Annotated in this window: 17 protein-coding genes; 2 read left to right on the top strand and 15 right to left on the bottom strand. The window is 56.4% G+C overall.

Features of this window, described 5'->3' with window-relative positions:
• Window positions 1–31: 31 nt before the first annotated feature.
• The 5 genes from gabP to glaH all read right to left on the bottom strand — a co-directional run bounded on the left by gabP (window position 32) and on the right by glaH (window position 6,609).
• Window positions 32–1,432: a GABA permease gene (gabP, locus tag KHQ24_RS01910; RefSeq protein ID WP_043521498.1), complete on the bottom strand. Its 1,401-nt coding sequence runs from the start codon at window positions 1,430–1,432 to the stop codon at window positions 32–34.
• A 135-nt stretch (window positions 1,433–1,567) separates the two neighbouring features.
• Complete coding sequence (gabT, locus tag KHQ24_RS01915) at window positions 1,568–2,851, bottom strand: 4-aminobutyrate--2-oxoglutarate transaminase (protein WP_043521478.1); 1,284 nt, start codon at window positions 2,849–2,851, stop codon at window positions 1,568–1,570.
• A 12-nt stretch (window positions 2,852–2,863) separates the two neighbouring features.
• Window positions 2,864–4,312: an NADP-dependent succinate-semialdehyde dehydrogenase gene (gene gabD, locus KHQ24_RS01920; protein WP_043521477.1), complete on the bottom strand. Its 1,449-nt coding sequence runs from the start codon at window positions 4,310–4,312 to the stop codon at window positions 2,864–2,866.
• Between the two features lie 23 nt (window positions 4,313–4,335).
• The gene (gene lhgO / locus KHQ24_RS01925) at window positions 4,336–5,604 is read right to left on the bottom strand and encodes an L-2-hydroxyglutarate oxidase (protein ID WP_017901317.1); all 1,269 of its coding nucleotides are present in this window, start codon (window positions 5,602–5,604) and stop codon (window positions 4,336–4,338) included.
• A gap of 27 nt (window positions 5,605–5,631) precedes the next feature.
• The gene (gene glaH / locus KHQ24_RS01930) at window positions 5,632–6,609 is read right to left on the bottom strand and encodes a glutarate dioxygenase GlaH (protein ID WP_025999352.1); all 978 of its coding nucleotides are present in this window, start codon (window positions 6,607–6,609) and stop codon (window positions 5,632–5,634) included.
• 463 nt (window positions 6,610–7,072) lie between these two features.
• Between glaH and KHQ24_RS01935 the strand changes: the two genes are divergently transcribed.
• Together KHQ24_RS01935 and KHQ24_RS01940 are read left to right on the top strand one after the other, a co-directional pair.
• A complete protein-coding gene (locus tag KHQ24_RS01935) occupies window positions 7,073–7,330 on the top strand; it encodes a YjhX family toxin (RefSeq protein ID WP_002889848.1) in 258 nt (85 codons plus the stop codon).
• Between the two features lie 57 nt (window positions 7,331–7,387).
• A complete protein-coding gene (locus KHQ24_RS01940) occupies window positions 7,388–8,137 on the top strand; it encodes an SAM-dependent methyltransferase (RefSeq protein ID WP_004204668.1) in 750 nt (249 codons plus the stop codon).
• A gap of 40 nt (window positions 8,138–8,177) precedes the next feature.
• Here the strand turns inward: KHQ24_RS01940 and KHQ24_RS01945 are convergent, their stop codons facing one another.
• From KHQ24_RS01945 to KHQ24_RS01990, 10 genes are all read right to left on the bottom strand, one after another.
• On the bottom strand, window positions 8,178–8,816 hold the full coding sequence (locus KHQ24_RS01945; RefSeq protein ID WP_211777105.1) for a glutathione S-transferase family protein: 639 nt from the start codon (window positions 8,814–8,816) through the stop codon (window positions 8,178–8,180).
• 217 nt (window positions 8,817–9,033) lie between these two features.
• Window positions 9,034–10,296, bottom strand: coding sequence for a PTS galactitol transporter subunit IIC (locus KHQ24_RS01950; RefSeq protein ID WP_004204671.1), 1,263 nt, complete (start codon window positions 10,294–10,296; stop codon window positions 9,034–9,036).
• An 88-nt stretch (window positions 10,297–10,384) separates the two neighbouring features.
• Window positions 10,385–11,380 carry a 2-hydroxyacid dehydrogenase gene (locus tag KHQ24_RS01955; RefSeq protein WP_053810735.1) on the bottom strand — a complete coding sequence of 332 codons (996 nt, stop codon included), beginning with the start codon at window positions 11,378–11,380 and terminating at the stop codon, window positions 10,385–10,387.
• Window positions 11,381–11,396: 16 nt separating this feature from the next.
• The gene (locus tag KHQ24_RS01960) at window positions 11,397–12,158 is read right to left on the bottom strand and encodes an SDR family NAD(P)-dependent oxidoreductase (protein ID WP_004204674.1); all 762 of its coding nucleotides are present in this window, start codon (window positions 12,156–12,158) and stop codon (window positions 11,397–11,399) included.
• Between the two features lie 11 nt (window positions 12,159–12,169).
• Complete coding sequence (locus KHQ24_RS01965) at window positions 12,170–13,708, bottom strand: FGGY-family carbohydrate kinase (RefSeq protein WP_040215249.1); 1,539 nt, start codon at window positions 13,706–13,708, stop codon at window positions 12,170–12,172.
• 20 nt (window positions 13,709–13,728) lie between these two features.
• Window positions 13,729–14,280 carry a glycerol-3-phosphate responsive antiterminator gene (locus KHQ24_RS01970; RefSeq protein ID WP_002889866.1) on the bottom strand — a complete coding sequence of 184 codons (552 nt, stop codon included), beginning with the start codon at window positions 14,278–14,280 and terminating at the stop codon, window positions 13,729–13,731.
• A gap of 14 nt (window positions 14,281–14,294) precedes the next feature.
• A complete protein-coding gene (locus KHQ24_RS01975) occupies window positions 14,295–15,086 on the bottom strand; it encodes a class I fructose-bisphosphate aldolase (protein WP_032455606.1) in 792 nt (263 codons plus the stop codon).
• Between the two features lie 510 nt (window positions 15,087–15,596).
• Window positions 15,597–15,848 (bottom strand): zinc ribbon domain-containing protein, encoded by a 252-nt coding sequence (locus tag KHQ24_RS01980; protein ID WP_004204679.1) that lies wholly within the window; start codon window positions 15,846–15,848, stop codon window positions 15,597–15,599.
• 176 nt (window positions 15,849–16,024) lie between these two features.
• Complete coding sequence (gene lpdA / locus KHQ24_RS01985; protein WP_211777106.1) at window positions 16,025–17,422, bottom strand: dihydrolipoyl dehydrogenase; 1,398 nt, start codon at window positions 17,420–17,422, stop codon at window positions 16,025–16,027.
• The gene (locus tag KHQ24_RS01990; protein ID WP_080841318.1) at window positions 17,412–18,947 is read right to left on the bottom strand and encodes a 2-oxo acid dehydrogenase subunit E2; all 1,536 of its coding nucleotides are present in this window, start codon (window positions 18,945–18,947) and stop codon (window positions 17,412–17,414) included. Before KHQ24_RS01990 ends, lpdA begins: the two co-directional genes overlap by 11 nt.
• Window positions 18,948–18,950: the final 3 nt, after the last annotated feature.

The following is an 18,950-nucleotide window of genomic DNA, read 5'->3' on the forward strand; positions in this document are numbered from 1 at the left end:
AGACTCTTCCCGGCGGGCGCCGGGAAGAGGGTTAACGCGTATTTTGCAGCGGCAGTTTTTGCCACAATACCAGCTTTTTCCAGCGCGACATAATCGGTACCGTACAAATAATTCCCAATGCTAACAGGCCGGTAGAGATCACCTCCAGCTGCTGCGCCGGACGGAACAGCATCACCACCAACACGAAGGTGATAAAGGCGATCACCAGCCAGGTCAGATACGGATAGAGCCACATTCTGAGACGGATCTCGCCGCCTTGCGCCTGAAGGATTTTGCGCATCCGCAGTTGCGAAACGGCGATCACCAGATAGACCAGCAGGGCGATGGCGCCGGAGCTGTCGATGAGGAATTTAAACACCTTGGCAGGCGCGTAGTAGTTCACCACCACGGTGAGGAATGCCGCGCCGGTGGAGAGCAGCACCGCCACGTACGGCGTTTTGCTGCGGTTGGTCCGCCCCATGATGGCCGGCGCATCGCCGCGGCGGCTCAGGGAGTAGAGCATCCGCGAAGCGGTATACAGCGCCGAGTTCAGACAGCTGGTGACCGACAGGAGGATCACGCCGTCCATAATCAGCTTGGCATAGGGAATATGCAGCAGCTCGAGCACCGAGCGGTAGGAGCCGATGCTCTTCAGCCCCGGCATATTCCACGGGATGAGGGCGACGACGATAAAGATCGAGCACAGATAAAAAATAGAGATACGCCAGATCACCGAGTTGGTGGCGCGCACGATATGTTTATCCGGAGTTTCTGATTCGGCGGCGGCAATGGTGACAATCTCCGCGCCCATAAACGAGAACATGGTGATCAGCATCGCGCTGAGCACCGCGCCGAAGCCGTTGGGCATAAAGCCGCCGTGATCCCACAGCCGCGAAATGCCGCTCACCTCGGCATAGGGATAAAAACCGGTAATGGCGACCGCGCCCAGTACGATAAACGCCAGAATAGCGACCACTTTGCACAGCGCCAGCCAGAACTCGAATTCGCCGTAGTTTTTGACGCTCAGCAGGTTACTGCCGGTGAGGGCGAGGGTGATGACCAGGGAGAACAACCACACCGGGACGCCCGGCACCCATGAATGCAAAATAATCGCCGCGATATTGGCTTCCAGCGGAATAACCAGGACCCAAAACCACCAGTACAGCCAGCCGATGGTATACCCCGCCCAGCGGCCGATGGCTTTATCAGCATAGGTGGAAAAGGAGCCGGTATCCGGCGTGGCGACCGCCATTTCGGCCAGCATACGCATAATCATCACCACCAGCAGCCCGGCAAACAGATAGGCCAGCAGCACTGCCGGGCCCGCCTCGGCAATGGCGACGCTGGATCCGACAAATAAACTCGCGCCGATCACCCCGGCGATAGATAACATTGTGACGTGGCGCGACTTCAGTCCCGCCCCTAAATCCTGTGATTGCGACAGTTGCCCCATCATTTACCCTCTCGAAGTGTGTCACCTGGGAGAGCACCCCGACATTCCCGCGCCGGGGCACGCGTATAATTATTGTTTTGCAGGTCTCGTCTTCATTCCCTTACTAACGTACTTCGTTTCCGCATATCTGTTGTTTTATGCCTGTTTCGCCTCGGTAAAGCAGTCGGCGATGATCTTCAGCCCCTGCTCGATCTGCGCCTCTTCGATGGTCAGTGGCACCAGGATGCGCAGTACGTTGTAGTACGGCCCGCAGGAGAGCAGGATCAGGCCTTTGTCGCGCGCGCGGGCGACGATATCCGCCGTGAGTCTTGCATTCGGTCTGCTGTGGTCGCCTTCTTCAAACAGCTCGATGGCGATCATCGCTCCCAGACCGCGGACATCGCCGATCTCCGGATGATTTTCAGCGATCGCCAGCAGGCCCTGGCGCAGGGTATCACCGAGCTGGTTGGCTTTTTCCAGCAGGTTTTCCTGCTCGAAAATCTGCAATACCGCCAGGGCGGCGGCGCAGGCGATGGGGTTGCCGGCGTAGGTGCCGCCCAGTCCGCCGGGGGCGATGGCGTCCATCACCTCCGCACGGCCGGTGACGCCCGCCAGCGGGAAACCGCCGGCGATGGATTTGGCGAAGGTGGTGATATCCGCCGCGACGCCCATCTGCTCCATGGCGAACAGGGTACCGGTGCGGCCCGCGCCGCTCTGAACCTCATCGGCGATGAGCATAATGCCGTGCTCGTCGCACAGGGCGCGCAGGCGCTGCATAAAGGCCGGGGAGGCGGCATAGAATCCGCCTTCACCCTGCACCGGCTCGATAATGATGGCGGCGATATCTTCCGGCGCGGCATCGTTTTTGAAGATGCGATGGATGCTGGCGATCGCCTCGTCATCGCTGACGCCGTGCAGCGCGCACGGGTATAGGGCGCGATAGACGTGGCCCGGCATTAAGCCCATACCGGCGGAGTAAGGATTCACTTTACCGGTCAGCGACAGGGTGTAGTGGGTACGGCCGTGATAGGCGCCGGTGAAGGCGATAGCGCCGCTGCGCCCGGTTGCCGCGCGGGCGATCTTCACCGCGTTCTCCACCGCTTCCGACCCGGTGGTGACCAGCAGGGTTTTCTTGGCGAAATCACCTGGCACCTTCTGGTTCATCTTTTCGCACAGCGCCAGGTAGGGCTCGTAGGCCAGCACCTGGAAGCAGGTATGGGACAGCTTTTTCAGCTGGTCCTCCACGGCGGCGACAATCTGCGGATGCAGGTGGCCGGTATTGAGCACCGCGATACCGCCGGCAAAATCGAGATATTCCCGCCCTTCGACGTCCCACACCCGGCAGTTCTCCGCGCGCTCGGCGAAGATAGGATGGATCTGGCCGACGCCGCGCGGGACCGCGTCGCTGCGACGCGCCATTAATGCTTTATTGCTGTTCATCCGACACTCCTGTTAAAGGCCAATACACATGTATTTGATTTCTAAGTAGTCTTCGATACCGTACTTCGACCCTTCGCGGCCGAGGCCGGAGGCCTTAACGCCGCCGAACGGGGCGACTTCGGTGGAGATAATGCCGGTATTGATGCCGATGATGCCGTACTCCAGCGCTTCGCCGACGCGGAAAACGCGGCTCAGATCGCGGGCGTAGAAATAGGCGGCGAGGCCGAACTCGGTATCGTTGGCCTGGGCAATGACGTCGGCTTCATCTTTAAAGCGGAACAGCGGGGCCAGCGGGCCGAAGGTCTCCTCTTTCGCCACTTTGGCGCTGTCGGGAACGTTGACCAGGATGGTCGGCTGGAAGAAGTTGCCGCCCAGGGCGTGCGGTTTGCCGCCGGTGACCACCTTCGCGCCTTTGGCGATGGCGTCGGCAATGTGTTCTTCAACTTTGGCGACGGCTTTCTCGTCGATCAGCGGGCCGGTGGTGACCCCGTCCTGCAGGCCGTCGCCAATGCGCAGTTTTTCCACCGCCTGCTGCAGCTTCTCGGCGAAACGTTCATATACCCCGTCCTGGACGTACAGGCGGTTGGCGCAAACGCAGGTCTGCCCGGCGTTGCGGAACTTCGACGCCAGCGCCCCCTCGACGGCTTTGTCGAGGTCGGCATCGTCGAAGACGATAAACGGCGCGTTGCCGCCCAGCTCCAGGGAGACTTTTTTGATGTCTTTCGCGCACTGCTCCATCAGCTGGCGGCCAATCTCGGTCGAGCCGGTAAAGGAGAGCTTGCGCACCAGCGGGTTACTGGTCAGTTCGCCGCCGACCGCGCCGGCTGAGCCGGTGACCACGTTGAACACCCCGGCGGGGATCCCGGCGCGATTGGCCAGTTCGGCCAGCGCCAGCGCGGAAAACGGCGTCTGGCTGGCCGGTTTCAGGACCATGGTGCAGCCCGCAGCCAGCGCCGGGCCCGCTTTGCGGGTGATCATCGCCGCCGGGAAGTTCCACGGGGTGATGGCGGCGGTAACGCCGATGGGCTGCTTAATCACCAGCAGGCGCTTGTCGGCCTGGTGGCCAGGAATGGTGTCGCCGTAAATGCGCTTACCTTCTTCGGCGAACCACTCAATAAAGGAGGCGGCGTAGCTGATTTCACCTTTGGCTTCCGCCAGCGGTTTCCCCTGCTCGAGGGTCATCAGACGAGCGAGATCGTCCTGATTCTCCATCATAAGATCGAACCAGCGGCGCAGAATGTTCGCCCGCTCTTTGGCGGTGAGGGCACGCCAGGCGGGAAGGGCGCGGTTAGCGGCCTCGATCGCTTGTCGGGTTTCGTCGGCGCCCATTTTCGGCACGCTGCCGAGCTGCTCGCCGTTGGCCGGGTTGGTCACCGCAATCACGTCGCCGTTGGGCGCATCGCGCCACTGACCATCAATCAGCGCCTGCTGGCGAAACAGAGTCATATCGTTGAGTTGCATAATCGCTTCCTGTCTTCAGGGGGTTAACGGGTAAAAGCGGCGTGTAGTGTCTCCACGCTACGTGCCGCACGCAGCGTGCGTCCGGGATTGCTCTGGCTGGCCAGCAGGGTCTGCACCTTGCTGACGATATGCGCGCCGATCGGGATAGCCGACGTCGCCGCCGGCGACGGCGCGTTACAGGTGTGAATGGAACGCGCGGTGGTGACAAAGAGAAAATCGTCGATCAGTTTGCCCTGCGGCGACACCGCCTGCGCCCGCACGCCGGCCGGCCACGGGCGTAAATCGCTGAGCGTCAGGCTCGGGCAGTATTTCTGCACCAGCCGCAGATAGCCGCTTCTGCACAGCGAATTCTTCATTTCGCCCAGTCCGGAGCGCAGGTTGTTTTGCAGCACCCGGCGGATGCCGGGCGAGGTGAGGATCTCCAGGGTATCGGCCAGCGAGATATCACGCTTGCGATAGCCTTCGCGCTTCAGGGCCAGCACGGCGTTGGGGCCGACGGTGACGCTGCCGTCGATCATGCGGGTCAGGTGGACGCCGAGGAACGGCATCGCCGGATCGGGGATCGGATAGATCAGATGGTTGACGATCTGATTGTGCTGCGGGGCAAGCTGGAAATACTCCCCGCGGAACGGGCAGATGATAAACCCGGGATCGACGCCGAGCATTTTCACCAGCCGATCGGCCATCAGCCCGGAGCAGGTAATCAGCGTCGAGGCCTCATACTCACCGCCCTGACGGGTGCGGATCACCACGCCGCTGGCGTGTTCTTTCAGGGCGCTGACTTCGGCGTTGTAGACAATGGCGCCGCCTTTCGATTCGAAGTTCTTCGCCATCGCCGCCGCCACGTCGCGGTAGCTGACGATGCCGCTGGAAGGGACGAATATCCCGCCGAGCCCGCTGATGTTCGGTTCGCGCTCGCGTAGCTCCCCGGCGCTTAGCCACTCGCGCTGCAGGCCGTTGGCGGCGGTGCGATCCCACAAGGCGCGCATCCGCTCCATCTCCAGCGGCGAGGTGGCGACCAGCATCTTGCCGCAGACGTCATAGCGGATGCCGTTCTGCTCGCAAAAGGCCTTGGTAGCGCGGTTGCCGGCGAGGCAAAACTGCGCCTTGAGGCTGCCGGGGGTGTAATACACCCCGGCGTGGATCACGCCGCTGTTGTGGCCGGTCTGATGGCAGGCCGGGCCGGACTCTTTTTCCAGCAGCGCAATGCGGGCGTCCGGGTAAATCTCAATTAACTGCATGGCGGTCGACATGCCGATGATGCCGCCGCCGATAATCACGAAATCATACATCCGCTCAATTCCTTCGCCTGAAAACCCTTATTGATGAGTCTGGTAATGATTCGTGGAATACGCAAAGTAGCCGCGCTGGCGCATCAGCTCGCGGCGCAGGTCCGGGTGCGGCGTAAAGCGGTCGCGGCCGTGCAGCCAGAACAGGTTGTTAATCAACAGAAATTTGCCTACCGGCACCGGTATAGAAAGAATGTTTTTGCTGGTCTCCAGCGCGTCGGAGAGGCGGCTCAGCCAGGTGCCTTCTTCGAAATCTTTCGGCTGGACGAACTGGTCGATATAGCGCATCACCGGGCGACCCAGCTGGTCGACGTCGAACACCGGGTGGAAAACATCTTTGCTGACGTTTTTGCTCGGCGGCGCGGCCCAGCGCATCGGGCGGCGGGCGAGCGGGTCGCGGAAGAATTCGTCGAGGTGCTCCCAGTCGTCGAGATGCAGCAGCAGGGAATTGCCGCCCTGCATGTTCTGCTCGTCGATCTTCATCATCAGCACGTAGTCGGTTTGCTCTTCGACGTAGGTACCGTCGTTGTGCAGCTCCATCACCCGGTGCGGCTGGCGCAGGTAGCTGTCGGAATTATCGACGTTTTTCACCACGAAGCGGGCGTAATACTGGCCGCTCATGGCGTCGAAGTTGGAACGGCCAATCAGGTGGGCGACGGCGGTGGCCAGCTTGACCATCTCTTCGGCCTGGCTGACGTTATCGATCCCTTCGCCGTTGATCAGCAGCGCGCCTTCCGCGCGATCGAGCAATGTTTTGATCAGCAGCGGCTGCAGCTGGTTGCCGCACAGATCGTCGAGGATCTTGCCCACCTGGAAGCGTAAGAAAGATTTGTACTCCAGCGCCTGCACCGGCCACTGCGCGACCTGCTGCAGAAACTGGGTGGTGGTGTCCGCGGAAAAGGTGAGCTCCAGCAGGCGCGGCGACTGGGCGGAAGGGGAGACGGTAAAGCCAGGGTATTGCTGGGCTAACGGCGCGGGTGTCGGTTTTACTGCGGTCAGGGCGTTCATCAGGATCGTTCCTCGCTGTAAGGTCAGGGTGATGTTCATTTCGTAGCCATAAATTAAAAATATCTACATTTTTATAAAATGCGTACGAAATGGCCTTTTTGTTTCCATTTTGTGATCTGACAACAATTATTTAACAATGCGGGAGGGGGATAAGGTGGTGGTGAAAGTTGAGGAGCAGAGCGAGCGGCGGATAGCGCAAAAAATGGGGGGTAGGCTGACGGGAAATCGTAATACCGGTCACAGTTTTTAATCTGCACAATACCCTTACCAGATGAAGGTGTTAATATTCAGCCGGTAAATACCTTTCAATGCTCACCGAGGCTTCGATGCTGGAGAATGTCATTATCAGATAATCAGCTTCCCGACCTGCCCAGGCCGGACTGATTATCGCTGCGCTTAAACCTTACGCACACACCTGCGGGTGTAGGCATGTTTTCGCACATGATAATGAACAGGTTTCAGTATGAATTTATCCCGTCAGGAACAACGGACCTTACACGTACTCGCCAAAGGTGGCCGTATTGCGCACGTCCGCGATACCTCCGGCCGCATTACCGCCGTCGAATGCTACACCCGGGAAGGGCTGTTGCTGAGCGACTGTACCCTCGCGGTCTTCAAAAAGCTCAAAACCAAAAAGCTGATTAAGTCGGTGAATGGCCAGCCGTACCGGATCAACACCACCGGTTTGAATAACGTTCGCGCACAGGCGGACAACCGCTGATACAGCGACCCGGGCAGGGTCGCTGCCCGGGCGTATGGCTCTCAAGGAGAAACACCCATGATCGATATCCCTCGCATTTTTACTATCAGTGAAAGCGAACACCGTATTCATAACCCTTTTACCCCGGAAAAGTACGCCACGCTGGGACGGGCGCTGCGAATGGCGCCGGGCACCACCATTCTTGACCTCGGCAGCGGCTCCGGCGAGATGCTCTGTAGCTGGGCGCGCGATCATCAGATCGTCGGCACCGGGGTGGACATGAGTCTGCTATTCAGTCAGCAGGCGGCCGCCCGGGCAGAAGCGCTCGGGGTGAGCGACCGGGTGACCTTTGTGCACCAGGATGCCAGCGGGTATGTCGCCAGCCAGCCGTGCGATATTGCCGCCTGCGTGGGGGCAACGTGGATCGGCGGCGGAGTGGCAGGCACGATTGCGCTACTGAAGCAGAGTCTTAACCCAGGCGGCATGCTGCTTATCGGCGAGCCATGGTGGCGCAAACGCCCCGCCACGGCGGAAGAGGCGGTTGCCTGCGGCGCGCAGTCACCCGATGACTTCCTGACGCTGCCGGCGCTGGTCGCTCACTTTGGCGAACTGGGCTATGACGTGGTGGAGATGGTGCTGGCCGACCAGGAGGGCTGGGATCGTTATGAAGCGGCGAAATGGCTGACGATGCGCCGCTGGCTGGAGGCCAATCCGCACGATGACTTCGCGCCGGAGGTTCGCCAGCAGTTGACCACTGCGCCGCTACACCACGTCACCTGGACCCGGGAATATCTCGGCTGGGGCGTGTTTGTCCTGATGGCGCGTTAACCGGTATGTCGGTAGCGTCAGGAGGCGCTACCGACCATTTTCAGACCTTCAGCTCGTCGTAGCTGACCATGACGTGCTGGCGAAAGGCGGGCCGTGCGGTTAGCCGTGCATAATACGCCGCAAGGTGGGGGAGGGGACGACGGGTGATATCGATGGCAAAGTAGCGGTACAGCACATGGCCAAACTGGATATCGGCCAGGGTGAAGGTATCGCCCACCAGATAGCGACTGCCGGCGAGACGTGCCTCGGCAATCGCCAGCTTTTGCTCCAGGGCCGTCACCGCCGCGGCGATGGCCTGCGGATCCCGCTCGGCGGCGGGCGTGCGCACCACGCACCAGAACACCGGCGCCGTAAAGCCGAGGGCGATATTCTGCTTTGACCACTCGGCCCAGCGATCAACCTCAGTACGAGCCAGCAGTTCGCCCGGCCAGAAGGCGTCGTCGGCGTAGCGACTGGCTAAATAGCGAAGGATCGCGCCGGTTTCCCACAGCGGCGGATTTTCGTCATCCTGCAGCACTGGCACCGTACGATTGGGATTGAGCTGATAAAACGCCTCGCTGTCGGTACCGCCATAGCGATGCCCCACGTCGAACCGGAGATAGTCCAACCCAAGCTCGCCAACACACCACATCAGCGCCTGCACGTTAGAGGAGGTTTTTCGGTCCCAGATGGTCAGCATCGGGATCTCCAGAGAATAATGAAAGAAGGAGCATAGCAGGTTGGGTTGAAAAGAGGAGGGGGCACAAAAGAAATGAACCACCTCGCCGCGCAGGGGGCGGACGCGCTGGTCAGATGTTCAAACCAGGGGCGTAGCTGAGCCAGCTATTCAGTGCACAGTATAAGAGGAAGAAATAGAGGGCAGCAGTTTGCCCTCTGTTTACTTGTGTGGTTTTGTACTAAGGTGTGGCGCTAAAAAACTCGCCAAACTTGACGGCCAGCCAGCCGACAGGCGTCGTGGCGCCGCCGACGATATTGGTGATCTCGGCCATCCCTTCCGGCACTGGAATATGCGAGTTCACCGCCGCCTGAGTGTATTCTTGCGAAATGTCCGTCCCGACATACAGGATGCAGGTCACGATCAGGGTTCCGGTTATGAACATGCGGAACATATTTCGTTTACAGAACGGCGTGACCATTGCCAGCAGGAACATTAATGAAGCCAGATCGACAAAGGGCAGTACGCGGTTGCCGGGCAGAATGATAGACAGCACCACAGCCATAGGGATTAACAGCAGACCGGTCGCCAGTACCGAAGGTTCACCGATCAGTAACGCCGTATCCATCCCGATGTAAAAATCGCGCCCCGGGAATTTAGCCTTCAGTTTTGCTTCAGCGGCATCACGGACAATCAACAATCCCTGCACCAGAATTTCAATCATTTTAGGCAGTAGCAGCATGGCGGCTGAAACCTTAATGGCCAGTGAAACGGCAGCAGATACGTCATATCCCGCCAGGAAGGCCAACAGCAGTCCCAGCACAAATCCCAGGGTAAGAGGCTCGCCAAAAACGCCGAATTTTTTATTAATACTTTCCGGATCGAAATTGATTTTATTGATAAGCGGGATCTTATCAATGATGTAATTACAGGCAATGCCAAACGGCACGTAAGCTATACAGGTAAGATGTGGGAATGATATCCCTTTAAGATTATAGTTTTTTTGTAAATATGGAGCCGTTAAATCTGCCGCCAATAGCGTCAACACAAAAATAGCGAATGTAATACCGACCGAAAGCCAGTAATTTCCCGTTCCGGCATAGACCACAGACCCCATGATCAGGAAAATCCAGTAGTTAAAAATATCGATATTCACCGTTTTGGTTAATTTCAACAGAAGCATAGCCAAGTTGATGACGATAAAGCCCACCACGACGGGCAGCATCAGCGGCGAACCCCAGCCAATGGTCGATGCGGTAGGCCAACCGGTATCAACGACCGTTAACTGCAGGCCGATACGCTCAACCATCGCCTGCGATGCGGGGCCCAGATTTGTCAGCAGCAGGCCAATCACCAGCCCCACCCCTTCAAAACCAATGCCTACCAGCATTCCTGCTTTAAATGCCGTACCGATTTTAACGCCAAAGCAAAGCGCGATAATAAAGAATATTACTGGCATCATTACTGATGCCCCCAGACTAATAATGCTGTTGATAATATCCATAATGATTCCTTAAAAGGCGGGCGAATTGGGCACGAGTTAACCCGTGCCCATTGGGCCCTGTTAATACCTTTAATGGTTCTTTTAGTATTTAACTGAGTTTCTTTAAAAGGATCTCAGCGAAGAGTTTGGGCGAATTACTGAATGCGTCAATGGTACTCCCGGCAATATGCGGCGTAATGGTCACGTTATTCAGTGTATAGAATGCACTGTCGTCAGGGAGTGGCTCGTCATCAAAGGTATCAAGCGCGGCGCCCATGATTTGCCCGGATCTGAGCGCATCAATCATCTCTTTTTCATTGATTAACCCGGAGCGTGCCGTGTTAACAATGATGGCACTGCGCTTCATTAGCGCGAAATGGTGTGCGTTAATCAGATTTTCGGTTTCCGGCGTCAGGCGAGCATGTAACGAGATAACGTCGGCGCGTTGTACCAGTTCGTCCAGAGAATCGACTTTCTCATAACGTTCATGGTCTGCAACGTACTTATCGTAAAAGATAATCTCCGTGCCAAAGCCACTGAGAAATCCCGCGACCAGTTGGGCAATATGACCGAGGCCAACCAGCCCCACGACTTTTCCGCCAAGCTCCGGGATCGCCTGATGGTTCGGACTGTCTTTACGCCAGTATTTGTCACGCAGGGCATCGTGTGAACGGGCGATATTGCGCATTTCCGCCAGGATCATGCCGACCGTGAATTCGGCGACGCTGCGAGCGTTACGCCCCGGTGTGTTTATCACCTCAACGCCCCGGGCGTTCGCCACCTGAAGATTCACGTTTTCCACGCCACCGCGGAGCACGCCTACATATTTCAGCTTTGGTAGTTTATCGAACACCGCAGTATTGACGGGGGCAAACTGAGTGATCAGGATGTCAATATCATCCGTTCCCTGAAGCAGCGCTTCCGGTAAGGCCACCGCTTCTGCTCCTTCCTGTTCAACCCGCAGATTATCTTCCTGAAGTTTCTCAACGGAGTCATGTGACCACTCGCGTATTTCTACTTCAATTCCCTTATCCCTGAGCGCTTTCAGTCCTGATTCCATCATCGCTGCATTGATAAACAGATCGGCAATTGCCAGACATTTCATAATGATTCTCCCTAGATTAACGCATCAACATACCGCCGGTAACGTCCAGAGTTGCTCCCGTCATATAGCTGGTCTTAGGAGAAACCATGAAGACTCCGATGTCGGCAATTTCTTGCGGCTGGGCCACGCGGCCCACCGGAATACGACTGACGTAATAGTCAGGGTTTTGCTCAATGTTCTTACGGATCATCGCAGTATCCATGATCCCGACGGCGATATTGTTCACATTGATTTTTTGTTTGGCGACTTCCCGCGCCAGAGAGATAGCAAAGGCGACCAGGCCGGCCTTACTTGCCGCGTAGTGCGCATGTCCCGTCGTGGAGCCGTGGAACGCGGCCTGCGAGGTAATATTCAGAATGCTGCCCATCTGGTCATGCTGCAGGCAGTGATTTACAAACAGCTGGCTGAGATGGAAGATGGCTTTCAGATTGACATTCATCACCAGATCCCAGTCCTGCGGGCTGATCTCGGTGACGTAGCCGCTCAGCCAGATCCCGGCGTTATTCACCAGAATGTCGGCTTTGCCCAGTCTGTCGATACAGGTGGCAAACAGATTTTCCCGGCTCTGCTCGTCAGAGAGATCGGTTTTGACCGCGATGATCTCTACGTTCGCGCTGGCCTTCACCGTTTCGATCAGCCGTTCGGGATGCTCTTCCTCACGCATATAGGTAAAGCAGATATTGACGCCTTCTTTGGCGAGAGAAAGAACAAACTCTTTCCCCAGGCCGGTTGCGCCGCCTGTCACGATGGCCGTACGATTCGTTAAATTCAGATCCATTTTTTCCTCACTTAGTGCGCGATGTAGTTGCTGCAGCTTTTCCACGGCGACTGCATTTCTGATAACAGGTTTTTATAAAGCTGGTATTTGGTCTGGTAGACCCGGTGGTTTTCCGGATTAGGGGAGACGGTGCGTGAGACATGGACCATGTCGTTTGAGGCCGCAAATACCTCCGCAAACCAGCCCACCATGACGGCGGCGGTCATCGCGGTACCCAGGGTCCCGTGCTCTTTGACGTCAACGATTTCCAGCGTGGCCTGGAATATATCGGCGAATATCTGCAGCCAGACCGGGGAGTTCGTGACGCCGCCAGCAATACGAATAGTGCGGCTTAACTTCGGGTTAATATTGCGTAAACGCTCGGTGTGGTAGAGATGGCTGAAGGCCACGCCCTCATATATCGCCCGCAGAAAATGGGCTTTTTTATGAAAGCTATTTACACCGATAAAGCCGGCCGAGGCGTCGGGAATGGTGTTAGAGCCAAACACGAACGGAAAGAACAGCAGGTGACTTTCATCCGGCGTCGTTGATGAAACCAGCTTATTGCACAGGTCATAGACCGACGATCCTTGTTCGGCGGAGGTTTTCCGATCGCTCTCCATAAAGTTGTTAATAAACCACTCCAGGTTGCTCGCGGAGGTGGGGCTGGCCTCGGTGATGAGCCATTTACCTTCAATGGGATAAATGGAGGTCATAAACAGATCTTTATCAATAACCGGGTGGTCGGTAACGTATTCGTTTATGCTCCAGGTGCCGGTGACGATCGCCATCTTATCGAGACTGTTAATCCCCGAGGCAATGGAAGAGGCCGAGATATCAAACACCCCGCCAGAAACCGGCGTACCTGCGCATAAACCGGTCAGACGGGCCACGTCGTCAGTGATTTTTCCGCAGCATTCTGTTGAGCGTTTGATGGGGGGCAATTTGTCCCGCAGTTCATCAAGTCCCCACCATGCCAGTAGTTCATCGTCATACTGGCAGTCACGTACGTTGATCAGGTTGGTCCCTGAGATATCGGTCAGCTCAAGAAAAGCCTCTCCGGTCAGGTAAAAACGGATCAGGTCCTTGACCATAAAAATATAACGCGCTTTTTGCAGCGTCTCGGGCTCGAACTCCTTCAGCCATGCCAGCAGGGCGACAGGTTGTCCGGCCCAGATGGACTGCATTGTTTTTGGCAAAATGTCGGTAAGGAATTCTGGCGAGCGTTGCCATCTCTCAACGTACTCTTTTGCCCGGCTATCGGTGGATATAATGCCGTTACGCACCGGGTGACCTTCTTCGTCGACCAGATACAGACCGTTACCATGACCGGTGACGGCCACTCCTTTTATCTGGCTGGCGTCGATACCTGATTGCGCAATCGCTTTTTTAATCACTTCGACATTAGCGGCCCACAGCTCATCGATACTGCGCTCTGTGTGGAATTCCCGGGGTGTCAGCATCTGCGTGGATTTTGAGGCGATGGCGAGCACCTGTCCTTTACGGTCATAGATGGCTGCCTTGGTGACGGTTCCACCATTGTCGATGCCCATGACGTATTCATCTTTCATTCGCGTGGACTCCTTATTGGTTACCATAAGCCGGGCTCGCTGGTGGTTATCCCTTTAAATCCGGCATGGAATATTTTATCTACAAGGTATTTGCGCTTAACAAAGCCTCCGGCGATGAATACCACATCAAAGCCTTTCAAATTTCGGCTAATCAACTCCAGACACTGGCAGGCATATTCAGCAGGTAAGATTTCAATTGCGTCCGGTGGACTGTGTTTAACAATATCGAGCGACTGATCAAGCGATCGCGAATCGATAAGTAAAACCCGATATACGGTCAGCAATCCCTCCTTTTTGGCGTAGCGTAGCGCGGAGAGATTGGAAGAAATAACACCATCAACCTTGTAATAATTTTTCAGCAGATTGATCCCCGCCTGATCCGGTTTAAAGCCGCCCAGTAATTCAAGGTGAACGAGGACCTTCTTACCGCTTTGATGGCATTTGCCAATCAGCGACTGCAGATTGCCGATATTCGCTTCGGATAGCAGTACATATTCTGACTGGCAGGATAATGCTTTCTCAAAGTATTTATACTTCCTGATGGAAGGGATGATGGTGTTATTTGAAATCATATTAATTTCCGATGTTATTTAGCCATGTAGAGGCTGTATGCATCTTCCGCTGTTGCGTTTTCATGGATGATGGCATTCAGGCCTGCTACCACTTTCGCCGGCTGCGGATCCTGGGTAATGTTTCGTCCTACAGCCACGCCTTTCGCACCCATCTGCATACAGTGCTGAACAAATTTGAAGTAACCGTCGATGCCGGTTTTTGGCCCTCCTAAGGCAAGCACCGGCACGCCAGCAGCTTCAACGATCAGTCGGTCCTCTGGTGAACCGGTAAAACGCGTTTTGATGACGTCCGCGCCCAGCTCCACCGCTGCGCGGGCCGATGCAGCGATGATGGCCGGATTGTTAGAATCATCGCTGGTGACGGGATAACCATACGGGAGCGATTCGACAATCAGCGGTACGTTCCAGCGATCCGCTGCCTGCGCGAGTTGCATCGCCATAATGTGGGTTTTTTCTTCATTGAAGGCGCCGGGGAAGGTCATGCAGACCACGCCCTCGGCAGCGACTTTAAGCGCATCTTCGACGGAAAAAACGGGGGTAGTATCGGGAACGGTATTGTCAAAGATACTGACCGTGCTGTCGACGCGTAAGACAACGGGAACGCTGTTTAATGCTTCCCGATAATTCTTCAACATGCCGTACGTGACGAGCGCACAATCCAGGCCGTGTTCCACCAGAGCAGGGAGCTGATTTATCGTATTATCAATACCATTTGTTTTCGTGGAAAAATAGTAGCCATCCAGCGCTAAGGTCACGGATTTACCATCTTTTGCGAATATTCTTGCGAGACGACGTTCTTTAGACATTTATTTACTCCTGAGATAAAAAAACAAAAAAAAGCCCTCAGAGACTCGCGTCTCTGAGGGCTTTCTGTTCACATACCCTTTTGATAATGGTTCGGGATTCCAAAGCATTATCAATGCAATTTTTTAGCAAAGTGAGAAAGGTTTAACTTTTTTAAATTAAATCTGTTCTCTTGCGTGATTAAATAACTAACACACGCGATAACTTATTGTCCAGTTGGTATCGTTGAAATGAGAGATTCATCACATCAATATGTTGTATTCCATGAGAAGTGCCGGGTTAAATACAGAAACAGAACCTTTAAAAACCAGGCAATAATGCATCCGGTCAAGGGTGAGAACGCCAGGCGTTTATTTCATCCGCATGAAGATCGCATCCATGCATGCCTATGCCTGCAGGTCGTCATCTACAACGCGCATTTATTCCTGTCCGGATGGCGTACAAAAACGCTATAGCAATGTTGTCGGCATGGCGATCTGTCCCTACTGATTTCATCCTGCCGCCCGGGCAAATTACTCATCCGCTTTGTGCGCCCAGGCAGGCATCGCCGTCAGATAACGTTTTGCCCGTTTCCGTGATTCCGCTACGCCCACCTTTTGCCAGGAGTCGAGAAAAGCCGCCAGACCGGATACGGCCTCTTCCCAGGATTTCAGATTACCGTCGCTGTCGCTGCAATACGCGCAATATTTATCGCTGGCCCCTTGCGCATCAGGTGCGGACATCGGCATTCCGCAGGCCTGGCAAAAACTTTCGTGCTGTGTCATAGATCGCCCCTCCTGTCGTTTGGTTGTCTACTAAACATACAGAATTTACGCATGGCGCTTAGCGTTTCAGATCAATAGATCCTGCCGTAACCGTTGTTGGGGATCTTCTGCCGGGGAGTGCGGGAGGGATAACGGGAACTTACTCCGTATCGCTCAGCTATCGCCTCCCTTATTTTTTATTGATGCAACGGTTGGTCGCAGGCCGCGAGTATGGATTCATGCATCGCTTCGGAAAGTGTCGGATGCGCAAAGATCATCGACAGGAGACTTTCGTCTGTGGCCTCCAGGTGACGGGCGATGCCAAAGCCCTGGATCTGTTCCGTGACCTGTGCGCCAACCATATGCGCGCCCAGCAACTCGCCGGTTTCAGCATCGAAAATCGTCTTCACAAAACCCTCTGTCTCGCCGCTGGCCAGCGCCTTACCATTGCTCTGATAAGAGAACTTACCGATCCTGACGGGCCGTCCCCTGGCCAGAGCCGTCGATTCCGTCAGGCCCAGACTGGCAACCTGAGGCCGGGCATAAGTGCAACCGGGCACATAGTCGCGATCAAGCGGATGGGCGCCTTCGATACCGGCCAGTGTCTCAACGCAGATCACGCCTTCGTGGCTGGCCTTGTGCGCCAGACACGGCGGGCCGGCTACATCGCCGATGGCATAAAGCCCGAATACGTTAGTGCGACAAGCCGCGTCCGTCTTGATAAAACCGCGGTCTAACTCAACGCCCAGCGTTTCCAGCCCCAGATCTTCAATATTCGGCTGTACGCCGACCGCCAGCAGCACACGTTCGACATCCTGGGAATATTCGCCGCCGGTGTTTTTCAGTGTGCAGCGCACCCCGGTATCGGTGAGCTGTACTTGCGTCACCAGGGTCTGGGTATGGACCTGAATACCGCGTTTTTCGAATGACTTACGCACTGCTGCAGACACCTCGGCATCTTCCACTGGCAAAATCTGCGAAGCTAGCTCGACCAGCGTCACTTTACAGCCCAGATCGTTATAAAGGCTGGCGAACTCGACGCCAATCGCCCCTGAACCGATGATTAAGAGCGATTTGGGTAATAGCTTAGGCCGCAGCGCCTCGAAATAGGTCCAGATATATTCGCCATCTGGCGTGATGGCTGGTAATGCGCGTGGCCGGGCGCCGGTTGCCAGGATCACGTGATCGGCCCGGTAATCGCGCGCTTCACCGCGTGCATCCTCGACCGTGATTTGCCCCTTGCCGCGCAGCCGCGCTGTGCCATCAATGACCTGCACGCCATTTTTCTTCAACAGGTACGCAACCCCTGCGGTGAGCTGTTGCGATACGGTACGGCTAAACTGCACCAGTTTTTGCAGATCGACGTTCACCTCGCCCACGCTGATGCCCAGCTGACTGGCATGGGTGATAGTGTGCGCAACCTCAGCGCCATGCAGCAGCGCCTTGGTTGGAATGCATCCCCAGTTCAGGCAGATGCCGCCCAGATGCTGTTTTTCCACTAATGCGGTACGAAACCCTAGCTGACCGGCACGGATGGCGGCAACGTATCCCCCAGGACCACCGCCGATGATCAGCACATCGTATTTATCGTGCATAGCTCGTCTCTTGGATAAACATCAAGGTCGGGGTTTCAATCAGTCGCTTGAGTTCCCGGAGAAAAGCCGCACCTGCCGCGCCATCGATGACCCGGTGATCGCAGGATAGCGATACCGTCATTTGGTGGCGCGCGACGATTTGCCCGTCGCGTACTACCGCCCGGAGCTCGCCGGCGCCAATGGCGAGGATTGCGCTTTGCGGTGGATTGATGATGGCGTCAAACTGCCGGACGCCGAGCATTCCCAGATTTGACACGCTAAAGGTCCCGCCCTGGAACTCTTCCGGCTTCAGCGTGCCCGCTTTGGCTCTGGTCACCAGCGAGTGAATTTCGTTCGATATGTCGCTAATCGATTTCCGGTTCGCCGAGCGAACAATAGGGGTAATTAGCCCGGCAGGCAGCGCAACGGCCACCGAAATGTCGGCATCCGCAAAGCGGCGGATACTTTGTGTCGCTTCATCAAACTGGATGTTGACGTCAGGCACGGCCACCAGAGCCAGGGCGCAGGCCTTCACCAACAGGTCATTAACCGAAATCTTGACGCCGGGTACTTCGCGGTTAATGTCCTGACGTAACGCTAACAGTCGTTCCAGATCGAGATCGACGTTCAAACGGAAATGGGGAGACTGTTGCTTGGACGTTTGCAGGCGAGAAGCGATAGCCCGCCGCATACCGGACATCGGGATGCTCTCAAAGGGTGCCGGGGCACTCTCCTGCACAGGGCTGGTCTGCGGTTGCTCGTCGAGTAACAACGCCGCGGCCAGCACATCATCGCGACTCACCCGACCGCGTGAACCGCTGCTTCGGCAGTCATGTAAGTTGATACCCAGTTTGCCGGCCAGACGGCGCGCCAGCGGGGTAGCCGATACCTGGCTATCATCGGCATGCGAGCGGGGCGCTTTGCTGCGACGAACGGGGGGCGTCGGAGAGGCCAGACGACCGCCGGCGGCAATGATCGCGCTTTCCAGATCAGAAACAGAGATACGCTCCCCGCGCCCGCTGCCGCGGACTTTTTTCAGGTCGACACCCCAGCGGGCAGACAGTCTTAACGCATGGGGCGTGGCATTAACCTGAGTCACATCGGTCACGCCTTGCAGACTGACGGGGATATCGGTCTGCCCAACAGGGGGCTCGGGGCTGTTGGATGGCGGGGAAACAATGGAAGCTGGCTTAGCGCCTGCCTGTGCCGCTACGCCCGGCGCGGCAGACTCCGGGCCAGGGGTTGCGGGTTTCGCCGAAGCCAGGCTGGCAGCAAATTCGTCCAGTTCAGCATCGCTGACCGACGCGTCAGCCGCCAGGGCCAGCACGGCGCCTACCTGAAGCGTCTCACCCTCGCGGGCGATTATCCGACGTAACGTACCGGCAAAGGGTGCCTCCAGCACATTAACGATTTTACTGGTTTCAATCTCACAGATTTCCTGCCCTGGGGTGAAGCTGTCACCCTCCTGGATTGCCCACCGAGCGAGCAAGCCTTCCTCCATGGAAAGCCCCCACTTTGGCATTTCAAGCGTCTTGATTTCGCTCATCGG

This window comes from Klebsiella sp. 54 (assembly GCF_018223875.1).
In the GTDB taxonomy this organism is placed as follows: domain Bacteria; phylum Pseudomonadota; class Gammaproteobacteria; order Enterobacterales; family Enterobacteriaceae; genus Klebsiella; species Klebsiella quasipneumoniae.